Annotated in this window: 12 protein-coding genes and 2 tRNA genes; 9 read left to right on the top strand and 5 right to left on the bottom strand. The window is 46.3% G+C overall.

Annotation, left to right across the window (positions count from 1 at the left end):
* Positions 1–115 precede the first annotated feature (115 nt).
* The 3 genes from A136_RS14165 to orn form a co-directional block, all read right to left on the bottom strand.
* Positions 116–191, bottom strand: a tRNA-Gly gene (locus A136_RS14165).
* Positions 192–244: 53 nt separating this feature from the next.
* A tRNA-Gly gene (locus tag A136_RS14160) sits at positions 245–320 on the bottom strand.
* A gap of 180 nt (positions 321–500) precedes the next feature.
* Positions 501–1046 (bottom strand): oligoribonuclease, encoded by a 546-nt coding sequence (gene orn, locus A136_RS14155; RefSeq protein ID WP_010434065.1) that lies wholly within the window; start codon positions 1044–1046, stop codon positions 501–503.
* Positions 1047–1196: 150 nt separating this feature from the next.
* On the opposite strand from orn, the gene rsgA reads away from it, so the two are divergent.
* From rsgA to A136_RS14130, 4 genes are all read left to right on the top strand, one after another.
* Positions 1197–2252, top strand: a complete 1056-nt coding sequence (rsgA, locus tag A136_RS14150; protein WP_017063173.1) for a small ribosomal subunit biogenesis GTPase RsgA — start codon at positions 1197–1199, stop codon at positions 2250–2252.
* A 125-nt stretch (positions 2253–2377) separates the two neighbouring features.
* Complete coding sequence (gene asd, locus A136_RS14145; RefSeq protein WP_017063172.1) at positions 2378–3298, top strand: archaetidylserine decarboxylase; 921 nt, start codon at positions 2378–2380, stop codon at positions 3296–3298.
* Between the two features lie 308 nt (positions 3299–3606).
* Complete coding sequence (locus tag A136_RS14135) at positions 3607–5022, top strand: SLC13 family permease (protein ID WP_017061303.1); 1416 nt, start codon at positions 3607–3609, stop codon at positions 5020–5022.
* Positions 5023–5135: 113 nt separating this feature from the next.
* A complete protein-coding gene (locus A136_RS14130) occupies positions 5136–6023 on the top strand; it encodes a DMT family transporter (RefSeq protein ID WP_017063171.1) in 888 nt (295 codons plus the stop codon).
* A 58-nt stretch (positions 6024–6081) separates the two neighbouring features.
* Here the strand turns inward: A136_RS14130 and epmA are convergent, their stop codons facing one another.
* Positions 6082–7053 (bottom strand): elongation factor P--(R)-beta-lysine ligase, encoded by a 972-nt coding sequence (epmA, locus tag A136_RS14125; RefSeq protein WP_017063170.1) that lies wholly within the window; start codon positions 7051–7053, stop codon positions 6082–6084.
* 450 nt (positions 7054–7503) lie between these two features.
* Between epmA and frdA the strand changes: the two genes are divergently transcribed.
* The 4 genes from frdA to frdD are packed head-to-tail and all read left to right on the top strand — an operon-like array spanning position 7504 to position 10893.
* Positions 7504–9345 carry a fumarate reductase (quinol) flavoprotein subunit gene (gene frdA / locus A136_RS14120; RefSeq protein ID WP_017063169.1) on the top strand — a complete coding sequence of 614 codons (1842 nt, stop codon included), beginning with the start codon at positions 7504–7506 and terminating at the stop codon, positions 9343–9345.
* Entirely contained in the window at positions 9345–10109 is a 765-nt protein-coding gene (locus A136_RS14115; protein ID WP_009847917.1) for a succinate dehydrogenase/fumarate reductase iron-sulfur subunit, read from the top strand. Before frdA ends, A136_RS14115 begins: the two co-directional genes overlap by 1 nt.
* Before the next feature lies 1 nt (position 10110).
* Positions 10111–10494 carry a fumarate reductase subunit FrdC gene (gene frdC, locus A136_RS14110; RefSeq protein ID WP_017063168.1) on the top strand — a complete coding sequence of 128 codons (384 nt, stop codon included), beginning with the start codon at positions 10111–10113 and terminating at the stop codon, positions 10492–10494.
* Positions 10495–10506: 12 nt separating this feature from the next.
* Positions 10507–10893, top strand: a complete 387-nt coding sequence (frdD, locus tag A136_RS14105) for a fumarate reductase subunit FrdD (protein ID WP_017063167.1) — start codon at positions 10507–10509, stop codon at positions 10891–10893.
* A 281-nt stretch (positions 10894–11174) separates the two neighbouring features.
* On the opposite strand, the gene efp is transcribed toward frdD, so the two are convergent.
* A complete protein-coding gene (gene efp / locus A136_RS14100; protein ID WP_017063166.1) occupies positions 11175–11741 on the bottom strand; it encodes an elongation factor P in 567 nt (188 codons plus the stop codon).
* Between the two features lie 33 nt (positions 11742–11774).
* Between efp and epmB the strand changes: the two genes are divergently transcribed.
* On the top strand, positions 11775–12797 hold the full coding sequence (gene epmB, locus A136_RS14095; protein WP_017063165.1) for an EF-P beta-lysylation protein EpmB: 1023 nt from the start codon (positions 11775–11777) through the stop codon (positions 12795–12797).
* Positions 12798–12963: the final 166 nt, after the last annotated feature.

Raw genomic sequence — 12963 nt, 5'->3', positions numbered from 1 at the left:
TTCGGGTTATGAGCCCGACGAGCTACCAAACTGCTCCATCCCGCGTCCGGATGCATTGTTTAAGACAATGAGACTAAACCATTTTCATCTTCAGCATAAAGCGTGAGAGAGAATTTGGAGCGATACATCGGGTTCGAACCGATGACCTCAACCTTGGCAAGGTTGCGCTCTACCAACTGAGCTAGTATCGCATTATAAAAGGTCTTTCACCTTTCGATTACCGCTTTCGCCGTAACCTACAAATTGGAGCGATACATCGGGTTCGAACCGATGACCTCAACCTTGGCAAGGTTGCGCTCTACCAACTGAGCTAGTATCGCAATCTGAAAACGTCTTTCTCCGTTCAGGGCTGCGAATTATAAGAGCATTTTTTTGTGATGCAAGTCCTTAATGCAAAATTACGAAACTTTTTACTCAACTGCTGTAAAAGCACACAGATTTGCAAAAAAAACGGCTCTTATGTCCCTGAAAAGTTAGATAAACGTGATCATTTTATTCGACTAGATGTTAATAATCGTTTTTCGGTAGTACTGCAGCTCGGCGATCGACTCTCGAATATCGTCTAACGCAAGGTGACTTCCCGACTTAGAAAAACCATCTAACACTTCAGGTTTCCAACGACGAGTCAGCTCTTTCAGAGTGCTTACGTCAACATAGCGGTAGTGGAAGTACTCTTCTAACTCTGGCATGTGCTTGTATAGGAAACGACGGTCTTGACCAATGCTGTTGCCACAAATTGGTGACTTACCTTTTGGTACCCATTTTTCAAGAAACTCAATGGTTTGTTGGATGGCATCTTGCTCTGAAACCGTGCTTTCTTGAATTCGCTTCACGAGGCCGCTGCCAGTGTGAGTCGTTGTACACCACTCGTCCATCTTGTCCAATTCACTCTGAGGTTGGTGAATAGCCAAAACAGGTCCTTCAGCCAGGATGTTAAGCTCACTATCAGTAACGATAGTAGCAATTTCAATGATTTTATGAGTTTCAGGATCAAGTCCTGTCATCTCTAGATCAACCCAAATAAGGTTCTGATCGCTAAAGGACATAAGGCGTCGCCTATTTGTTTATGTGTAAAAGAGGTACTATACCCAAATAACTATACTCAAACTAGCTTTAGGACCATCGAAATCACGTGGTACCAGCAACATCCTGTTTGAGTCCCCAATCATCAAGTTAGATGTGTTAAGTGAAAAATTGTGGCTAAAAAAAAGAAGTTAACCAAAGGTCAAGTACGTCGTGTACGTAGCAACCAGAACAAGCGACTCAAGAAAGAAGATTCTATCCAATGGGATGAGAACATGCTTGGCGGAACCAAAAGCGGACTCGTGATTACGCGCTTTGGCCAACATGCTGATATCGAAGATCTTGAAACTAACGAAGTTCATCGTTGTAACTTACGCCGTAGTATCGAGACTTTAGTTTCTGGTGACCGAGTGACTTGGCGCGCAGGCTTAGAATCAATGGCCGGTATTTCTGGCGTTGTGGAAGCGGTTGAGCCGAGAACTTCAATGCTGACTCGCCCTGATTACTACGATGGCCTAAAGCCAGTAGCTGCGAACGTCGACCAAATGGTTATCGTATCGGCTGTGCTACCAGAGCTATCACTTAATATTATCGACCGTTACCTAATTGCTTCAGAAACGGTAAACATCGCGCCGCTTGTTGTACTGAACAAGGTCGATCTACTGGCTGATGAGCAGATTGCTGAATACCGTGAAACACTTAAAGAGTACGAGAAGATCGGCTATAAAGTGATGTTCGTGAGTAAAGAGTCTGGCTACGGCATCAAAGAGCTGGAAGCTGAACTCAAAGACCGTATCAACATCTTTGTTGGTCAATCGGGTGTGGGTAAATCAAGCCTAGTGAATGCATTAATGCCTACGCTAGACATTGAAGAAGGCGAAGTCTCTGAGAACTCAGGTCTTGGTCAGCACACAACCACGGCAGCTCGTTTATACCACTTCCCTTCTGGTGGTGATCTGATTGATTCACCAGGAGTGCGTGAATTCGGCCTATGGCACCTAGAGGCCGACGAAATCACTGAAGCCTTTATCGAGTTCAAGCCTTACCTTGGCGGTTGTAAGTTCCGTGACTGTAAACACATTGATGACCCAGGCTGCATCCTGCGCGAAGCGGTAGAAAACGGAAAGATCAGTCGATTACGTTTCGACAACTACCACCGCATCATTGAAAGCATGGCGAGTAACAAAGATAACCGTCAGTATTCACGCAACAAAAAAGCCGATCTCTAATCGCGTTTTTGTGAACAAATGTGTGCATTTACTGACAATTGGCGCGAATTTAAGTAACATCTCGCGCCCTAAACCGTCATCGACAGATTTAATTGAAAAACAATTAGCATTGGAAAATTAATACAATGGATAAGATTAAAGTTGGATTGCAGTACTGGATTCCACAACATGGATTAACTCGCCTAGTCGGCAAACTTGCGTCTGCTAAAGCGGGCGGCTTAACGACAGCGATCATCAACTGGTTCATCAAGCAATACAAAGTGAACATGGATGAAGCTCTGCATAGCGATCCAAAACACTTTAAAACATTCAATGAATTCTTCGTGCGTGAATTGAAAGAAGGCATGCGTCCTATCGCTGAAGGTGAGTCTGTTATTGTTCACCCTGCAGATGCACGTGTGAGCCAATTTGGCCCAATTACTGACGGTCAACTGATTCAAGCGAAAGGCCATAACTACTCAGCTCGCGAGCTATTGGGTGGTGATGCTGCGCTAGCGGATGAATTTAAAGACGGTGAATTCGCAACGCTTTACCTGTCTCCAAGTGATTACCACCGCGTGCACATGCCATGCGACGGCACACTGCGCCAGATGATCTACGTTCCAGGTGACCTTTTCTCAGTTAACCCGTTAACGGCAGAAAACGTTCCAAACCTATTCGCACGTAATGAGCGTGTCGTTTGTATCTTCGATACGGAATTTGGCCCAATGGCACAAGTGCTGGTTGGCGCAACGATCGTAGGTAGCATCGAGCAAGTATGGGCAGGTACCATCACCCCACCTCGTGGTAACTCGGTTTACAAATGGGATTACCCTGCACAAGGTGACAAAGCAATCATCTTGAAGAAAGGCGAAGAGATGGGCCGCTTTAAGCTTGGTTCAACCGTTATCAACCTGTTCGCTAAAGATGCGATCAAGTTTGACGACACTATGCAAAATGGCGAGAAAACGGTTCTTGGTACACCTTTCGCGCACATTGCTGGCAAAGAAGCGCAAGCAAATGACGATGTTGTTACCGATTCTGCTGAGAACACTGACCAAGCTTAACAATTTGAGTTAACTCATTTAAGCTTTCAAGGCGCGTTACTTTTTCTATTTCAGAGAAGAACGCGCCTTTTTCTTAACTCTACCGATTCATTTGCTACTCAAGCTCTAACAACTCAATCTTTCAAACCCTGCCCAGCCACCTGCTGCTTCTCACTCTTGTCTCTAATTGCCCAGATAAAAGATTGACCAAAAACAAAACAACTGTCGAAACCTTAAACAACTTTTTGATTTTCCAACCCGTCTCCAAGTACCAGAAATCCAGATAACTTACTCTATTTGAAGATATTTTATTTATAGGGTCTTTGTACATGCCTAAACTCAATGTTGGCGTTCTGGTCAAGCTGTTGATTTGTTTTGCGATTCCCTTAGGCGTGTTATTCATGCCGATAGATTCAATACCAATCGATGATCTCACGCTGATTCAACACCGCCTGTTGGCGATATTCTTATTAGCAGCCCTGCTGTGGGTGCTTGAACCTGTTCCGGTATTCGCCACTTCCATTTTGATCATTGCGCTTGAACTGGTGATGATATCTGACAAAGGTTTACACCTATTTAGAAATCCACCAGCGGGGCACGATCTCGGTGAGTTAATCAAATATACCGACATCTTCGGTGCATTTTCATCACCAATCATCATCCTTTTCATGGGTGGCTTTGCTCTTGCGATATCCGCATCCAAGTACGAACTCGATAACAACCTAGCTCGAGTGCTTCTCAAACCATTTGGTACAGAGCCGCGCTTCATTATGCTCGGCTTAATGCTGATCACCGCCGTGTTCTCAATGTTCATGTCAAATACCGCAACGACGGTAATGATGCTTGCGCTGCTCGGCCCTATCGTGGCATCTGCACCAAAAGGCGATATGGGTATCAAAGCGCTCGTGTTGTGTATTCCAATTGCTGCCAATACTGGCGGTATCGCAACCCCAATCGGTACACCGCCCAATGCCATCGCGCTGCAATACCTAACGGGTGAAAATACCATCGACTTCCTCAGCTGGATGATGATGGGCTTACCCTTTGTGATCATCCAACTCACCATCGCTTGGTTTCTTCTACAAAAACTCTTCCCTTCTAAAGAAAGAAACATGGTGCTCAAGCTTGATGGACAATTTAGAAAGAGCTGGCGAGCGATTGTGGTTTACATCACCTTCGCTGCGACAATCTTATTGTGGATGACCACCAAACTGCACGGCATGAACACCTATGTCGTGTCTATCATTCCACTGGCTGTGTTTACGCTCACTGGCATCATGGGCAAAGAAGAACTCAAGCTGATTAACTGGGATGTGTTGTGGCTGGTCGCAGGTGGTATTGCGATTGGTATTGGCTTAGATAAAACAGGCTTAGCCGCTGCACTCGCACACGCAATTGACTATGAATCGCTGTCACCTGCAGCTGTGGTACTGACATTGTCTATCGTGTGTTGGTTAATGGCGAACTTCATGTCAAACACTGCGACGGCCAACTTGCTGATGCCGATAGCCGCTGCAATTGGTGCTTCCATGGAAAGCCTAGTTGCGATTGGTGGTCTGCAAGGCTTGCTGGTTGTGGTCGCCTTCTCTGCGTCACTTGGCATGATTCTGCCAGTATCGACACCACCAAACTCACTGGCCTACTCGACCGGGCTTATCGAAAGCAAAGACATGGCGAAGATGGGCATCATCTTAGGTATTGTGGGCTTGCTGATGGTTTACCTCGCCCTGTTTATCATCACCTAGCACGTTAATCCCTACTAATGCCCTTCCAGATAGTAATCACGTCTTTGCTATCTGGAAGGTTTAGTGCATATTGAATCACCCACTTCTACATTTTGACACGGACGTACACTTCAATGGGATTCGAATGGTTGGCTCTTGCTGCCGCTTTTCTTTGGGCTATCGCGAGCCTGATGTCAGTAAAGCCTGCTCAACACTTAGGTTCTTTCGCCTATAGCCGCTGGCGCATGGGTTGCACCGCTATCATCTTATCGAGCATGGCTTGGTTTACTGGTGGCTGGTCAACTGTCGAAGCAGACCTAGTCACGCCGATGATGCTATCTGGGCTAATTGGCATCTTCATTGGTGATACCGCCCTATTTGCTTGTTTGAACAGAATGGGACCGCGCCAAGCAGGTTTGCTGTTCTCTTGTCACGCCGTGTTCTCGGCAATTCTTGGTTACTTCCTATTTAGCGAAAGCATGACTTCGGTGGAGCTGATTGGCTCGGCTTTGGTGTTCAGTGGCGTTTTAACCGCGATATTCTTTGGTCGTCGAGGACAAGCCAACAACCAACTCGAAACCATCAAGGGCACCGTGTGGATTGGTGTAGCTCTCGGAATCACTGCCGCTATTTGCCAAGCCTTGGGCGGTATTATTGCAAAACCCGTGATGCAAACCAGCATAGACCCTGTTGCCGCTTCAGCGATTCGTATGATTACCGCTTTTGTTGCTCACTCCGCATTTCGTCTAACTGGCGCTAAGCTCTCACGCGCAATCAACCCGATGAATGGTCAAATATTTGCGATTACCGCAGTGAACGGATTTTTAGCGATGGCGGTGGGAATGACGCTGATCTTGTATGCGCTTCAGGAAGGCAATGTCGGCATGGTTGCTCTGTTATCTTCAACCACACCAATCATGTTGTTACCAATACTTTGGCTGTACACCAAACAGAGACCAAATGCCTACGCTTGGATCGGTGCCATTGTTGCCGTTATTGGCACTGGTATCCTAGTAAGATAGTGGCACTGGGATTCTGGTCAGTTAGCCAAACAGTAAGTAAGACTAACTGAATAGAGAGCTAAGAGCGCAGGAACGGAAAAGCCGTCACGTCATCGATGTGGTCATAACCTAACGCCAGCATGATCAGACGATCAATACCTAAAGCAACACCCGCACAGTCTGGTAAGCCCGCTTTTAATGCCTCAATCAAGTGATGGTCAATCGGTTGAGGCGATAAGCCCATCTCAATACGTTTGGCATTGTCATCTTCAAAGCGCTTGAGCTGCTCTTGTGGCTTATCTAATTCATGGAAGCCGTTTGCCAATTCAATCCCTTTAAAGTACACCTCAAAGCGATCCGCCACTCGCGGGTCCTCAGGGTTAATCTTGGCTAATGCAGCTTGTGAAGCCGGAAAGTCATAAACAAACGCAGGCACTTGTTGCCCTATCTTCGCTTCCACCCCAATACTAAACAGCAACTGCAGCAAGGTGTCACGGTCTTGTTCTGGATCTGCAATGTCGCTGAGCCCAAGTTTTGCTGCGGCTTGCTTTAGCGTAGCCATCGAATCTTCCAGTGGACACACACCTAACACGTCAATAAAGGCTTGTTGGTAAGTCATTCGCTCTGCTGAGCCCGATTTAAGTACCTGCTGTAACAGCAAATCCATTTCATCCATCAGGTCATGGTGATCAAAGCCAACGCGATACCACTCCAACATGGTGAACTCAGGGTTGTGGTAACGGCCATTTTCTTCGTTACGGAAAGACTTACAAATTTGGTAAATACAGCCACTGCCCGCCGCTAATAGACGTTTCATATGAAACTCAGGGCTAGTCATAAAGAACAGAGGCTGACCGTGCGCATAACCCGGCCCTACGAATTCAGTTTTGAAAGTATGCAAATGCACGTCCGTCACCGTGGCGTGGCTCATCGCAGGCGTATCCACTTCCATCACGTTTCGCTCAGCAAAGAACTGACGAATTTGATTAAGGATATCAGCACGTTGCTTTAACTGTTTAATGGTTGCGGCCGGTTGCCATGTAGAGTGCATTATTGAGTTCCATATTACTGAATTCTAGGCGACGAAAATTACCACCTTTCATCGCTTTTGTAAGCTTCTATCTTTCTATAGATGGAAGCAAAATGTTGCTTTAATGAAGCCAGAAAATTACGTTCTACAATACAATTATCAATACAGCTTTCACATCCACATTGATAACAAAAATCATACTCAACAAGCCGTTAACACAAGTCTTGTGGGTTAATCGTTATCAACAATTCATTGCCGTGATTGCAGTCACATAACCTATAATTTCTATGCCTCCATATGCACTACCGACCTAAAAACCCAAATGCATCAACTTTTCGAATACCTTCCTCTCTTACACTGAACCTACCACTTAAGGCTTAGGGGTGATAAACGGTTGATGCCGTTTAAGTACTCTCTAAATGCTTTTTATAATAACAAGCGGAATACTCCGCATCACACTGGAGAATAACTGTGAAGACAATTACCACAGATATCGCAGTCATCGGCGCAGGCGGCGCTGGTCTTCGTACAGCTATTGCTGCGGCTGAAGCTAATCCTGAACTGGAAGTAGCACTGATTTCTAAAGTTTACCCAATGCGTTCGCACACGGTAGCGGCAGAAGGCGGTTCAGCAGCGGTAATTAAAGACGAAGATAGCCTAGATAACCACTTCAACGATACTGTTGGCGGTGGCGACTGGCTATGTGAACAGGATGTTGTTGAATACTTTGTTGAAAACTCGACTCGCGAAATGATCCAAATGGAACAATGGGGCTGCCCATGGAGTCGTAAAGAAAACGGTGAAGTAAACGTACGCCGATTCGGCGGTATGAAGGTAGAGAGAACGTGGTTCGCAGCGGATAAAACCGGCTTCCACATGCTTCATACTCTGTTCCAGACTTCGATGAAGTACGACACAATCAAACGATTTGATGAGTACTTTGTGGTGGACCTTCTCGTAGAAAACCAGAGCGGCGTTGAAGATGGCGAAGTACAAGGCCTAATCGCGATTCACATGTCTGAAGGTGAGCTTGTTACCATCAAAGCAAAATCTGTTGTTCTAGCAACCGGCGGCGCAGGTCGTGTTTACCACTGTAATACCAACGGCGGCATCGTAACTGGCGACGGTATGGCAATGGCTTATCGCCACGGTGTACCACTGCGTGATATGGAGTTCGTTCAATACCACCCAACAGGCCTACCGGGCACTGGCATCTTGATGACCGAAGGTTGTCGTGGTGAAGGCGGTATCATCGTCAACAAGAACGGCTACCGTTACCTGCAAGATTACGGCATGGGCCCTGAAACTCCAGTGGGCGAGCCGAAAAACAAATACATGGAACTGGGTCCACGTGACAAAGTTTCTCAAGCATTCTGGCACGAGCAGCAGAAAGGCAACACCATCAAGCACCCACTTGGTGATGTCGTACACCTTGACCTTCGCCACCTTGGTGAAGAGTACCTGCAAGAGCGTCTACCGTTCATCTGTGAGCTAGCAAAAGCGTACGTAAACGTAGACCCAGCAAAAGAGCCGATCCCAATACGTCCAACCGTTCACTACACCATGGGTGGTATTGAAACTAACGGTACCTGTGAAACTCGTATTAAAGGCCTATTCGCCGTTGGTGAATGTGCTTCAGTTGGCCTACACGGTGCAAACCGCCTAGGTTCTAACTCACTGGCTGAGTTCGTGGTATTTGGCCGCGTTGCTGGTGAAGAAGCGGTGAAACGCGCTGCTGAATTCAAAGGCTGGAACGAAGAGTCTATCGCTAAGCAAGTGAAAGCGGTTGAAGAGCGCATCGCAGGTCTACTAAACCAAGAAGGCGACGAGAACTGGGCTGACATCCGTACTGAAATGGGTCACACCATGGAAGCGGGTTGTGGTATCTACCGTCAAGAAGACTTGATGCAAAAGACCATCGACAAAATCACTGAACTGAAAGCTCGCTACAAGAAGATCAGCATTAAAGACAAAGGCAAAGTGTTCAACACTGACCTACTTTACGCTATCGAAGTGGGTTACGGCCTTGAAGTTGCAGAAGCGATGGTTCACTCAGCGATTCTTCGTAAAGAGTCTCGCGGTGCACACCAACGTCTAGACGACAACTGCACAGAACGTGATGACGTGAACTTCCTGAAACACTCTCTATCTTTCTACAACGAAGATGCAGCACCAACCATCGACTACAGCGGCGTTAAGATCACCAAATCTCAACCTAAAGCTCGTCTGTACGGTGAAGCTGCAGAGAAAGCCGCTGCCGCTGAAAAAGCAGCAGAAGAGAATGCTAAGAAGAGCGAAGAGGAGCAAGCATAATGTCAGCGAATCGAATCCAAAAAATTGAAATCCTGCGTTATGACCCTGAGCACGATGCAGAACCTCACTTTCAAACCTTTGAAGTACCATTTGATGAAACCATGTCGGTACTTGATGCGATTGGTTACATCAAAGATAACCTAGATAAAGACCTGTCTTACCGTTGGTCTTGTCGTATGGCGATTTGTGGTTCTTGCGGCATCATGGTTGATGGCGTGCCAAAACTGGCGTGTAAGAGCTTCTTACGTGACTACCCGAATGGCTTCAAGATTGAGCCTTTAGCTAACTTCCCAATCGAAAAAGATTTGATTGTCGACATGACGCCGTTCATCGAGCGCCTTGAAGCGATCAAGCCTTACATCATTGGTAACGACCGTAAGCCAGAAGACGGCACGAACATCCAAACTCCAGAGCAAATGGCGAAATACAAGCAGTTCGCTGGCTGCATCAACTGTGGTTTGTGTTACGCAGCATGTCCTCAGTTTGGTCTAAACCCTGAGTTCATCGGCCCTGCGGCACTTGCTCTTGCTCACCGATACAACCTAGATAGCCGTGACAATGGTAAAGCTGAGCGCATGAAGCTTATCAATGGCGACAACGGCGCTTGGGGCTGTACGTTTGTAGGTTACTGTTCTGACGTTTGTCCGAAGAAAGTAGACCCAGCGGCTGCAGTAAACCAAGGTAAAGTTGAGTCTTCAATGGACTTCGTTATCTCGATGTTCAAGCCAGACGGATCGCAAGTAAAAACAGCAGAGGAGGCATAATATGAGCAATCGTAAGCCTTATGTTCGTGAGATGAAGAGAACGTGGTGGAGCAACCATCCGTTCTACCGCTTCTACATGCTACGTGAAGCGACTGTACTGCCTTTGATTCTATTCACTCTGTTCCTAACCTTCGGTTTGGGTGCACTAGTGAAAGGGCCTGAAGCTTGGGCTAGTTGGTTGAGCTTTATGGCTAACCCTATCGTTGTTGGTATCAACATCGTGGCACTGCTAGGCAGCTTGCTGCACGCTCAAACCTTCTTCAGCATGATGCCTCAAGTAATGCCAATCCGTCTTAAAGGCAAATTGGTTGATAAAAAAATCATCGTACTGACCCAGTGGGCAGCGGTGGCTTTTATTTCTTTAATCGTTCTTGTTGTGGTGTAAGGAGCTTTCGTTATGAACACAAATTACAAAGTAAAACCTGTTAACCACAACCCACAACGCTCTGATGAGCCAATCTGGTGGGGCCTATTTGGCGCTGGCGGTACTTGGTTTGCGATGATCACACCAATCACGGTTCTAGTGTTAGGTATCTTAGTGCCAATGGGCATCATTGATGCTGACGCAATGAGCTACGAGCGTGTGTCTGAATTCGCCACCAGCATTATCGGTGCGCTATTCATCATCGGTACGCTAGCACTGCCAATGTGGCACGCAATGCACCGTCTTCACCACGGCATGCACGACCTTAAGTTCCATGTCGGTGTTGCGGGTAAAGTTGGCTGCTACTTCGTTGCAGGCCTAATCAGCGCGCTATCTGTTATTTTCATCTTTATGATCTAAAAGCAGATACGGGATTCGAGTAATCGAGTATCGAAGAGCTTAAGAGCAGAAAAACGAAAGCAGAGCTAGGTTATCCAGCTCTGCTTTTTTGTTATTTGTTGAATATCTTATCTCTCTGACTCGGCTCTGATCTTCCTGCTTTTCGTATCTCGCATCTCGTTCACACATATCTGCTCTTCCAGCTCTTCGTATCTCGCATCCCGCATCTCGTTTACGCGAATCTGATCTTGGGATACAAAAAAAGGCCGCCTAAGCGACCTTTTTCAGATACTTGAAGTCAATTACTTCACACGACCAACGTATTCGCCAGTACGAGTATCAACTTTAACAATTTCACCGATTGCGATGAATAGAGGTACGCGAACTACCGCGCCAGTTGCTAGAGTTGCAGGCTTACCGCCAGTACCTTGTGTGTCGCCTTTAAGGCCAGGATCGGTTTCTGTTACTGCGATCTCAACAAAGTTTGGTGGAGTTACTGTGATAGGGTTATCATTCCACAACGTTAGAGTACATACGTCGTTTTCAACTAACCATTTAGAAGTCTCGCCTACTGCTTTTGCATCAGCAGCGATTTGCTCGAATGTTTCGTTGTTCATGAAGTGGTAGAATTCGCCATCGCTGTATAGGTAGCCTAGTTCAACGTCTACAACGTCCGCTAGTTCTACTGTATCGCCTGACTTAAATGTTTTCTCTAACACTTTGCCTGACAGCAGTTTACGAAGTTTAACACGGTTAAACGCTTGGCCTTTACCTGGCTTAACGTATTCATTTTCGATAATTGAGCAAGGCTCGTTATCCATCATGAATTTTAAACCGCCTTTGAATTCATTGGTGCTTACTGACGCCATGATTTTCTCTTCCACATCTTTGAGTTAATTTCAATGCCGCATATCATAACCCGAAAAGTCGAATCTGTTGAGCAAAACTGGCTCAAACAACTATCGAATGCGATCTCTGACCCGACAAAACTGCTTGAGGCATTGGAAATAGACCCAACACCATGGCAAGCAGGCTTCGCTGCTCGTGAGTTATTTGCACTTCGGGTACCTCTTAGCTTTGTCGAACGAATGGAAAAAGGCAACCCACACGATCCATTGCTACGACAGGTTTTACCGCTAAGCGAAGAGTTTGAGGTACACCAAGGCTATTCCGCTGATCCACTGGAAGAGCAAGACAACGCCATTCCTGGGCTACTGCACAAATACAAGAACCGTGCACTGATGATTGTGAAAGGCGGTTGTGCGATTAACTGCCGCTACTGCTTCCGTCGTCACTTCCCTTACCAAGATAACAAGGGCTCGAAGTCTGTTTGGCAAACCAGTCTCGACTATGTGGCTGCTCACCCAGAGATCAACGAAGTTATCTTGTCGGGTGGCGATCCACTGATGGCAAAAGACAGCGAACTAGAGTGGCTAATTCATGCTATCGCACAAATTCCACATGTGAAAACAGTTCGAATTCATAGCCGATTACCGGTTGTGATTCCAGCGCGAGTGACTGACGAACTCTGCCAAACATTGACTAACACTCGCCTTAATGTAGTGATGGTGAGCCACATTAACCATGCTAACGAAATCAACTTAGAGCTCAAACAAGCCTTCCACAAGCTTAAGTTAAGTGGTGCTACTCTGCTCAACCAAGGCGTGATGCTTAAAGGCGTAAACAACAACGCTAACTCATTGAAAGAATTAAGCGAAAAGCTATTCGACGCCGGTATTTTACCTTACTATATGCATGTACTTGATAAGGTTCAGGGCGCAGCGCACTTCTATATTTCAGATGAAGAGGCGAAGCATCACTTTAAAGGATTAATCTCTGAGGTTTCTGGCTACCTAGTACCTAAGTTAACCCGTGAGATTGGCGGCCGCACTAGTAAGACACCACTCGACCTACATATTGAATAACTCTATCTAGAGCAATGGTCGCTTCTTATCGTATTGAGTACCAAGAAGCGACAGAGACCACGACACCAGCCTTCACCTTAACAACAAGCGGCTGCTAGGTTTTAAGTAATCTTTATCAATCGTTAAGACAAAAAGTTTTTGTTCGATCGTCCGGTCTATTATTAGC

This window comes from Vibrio crassostreae 9ZC13 (assembly GCF_000272045.2).
Classification (GTDB): domain Bacteria; phylum Pseudomonadota; class Gammaproteobacteria; order Enterobacterales; family Vibrionaceae; genus Vibrio; species Vibrio crassostreae_C.
This window is presented reverse-complemented; position numbering and strand designations above follow the sequence as displayed.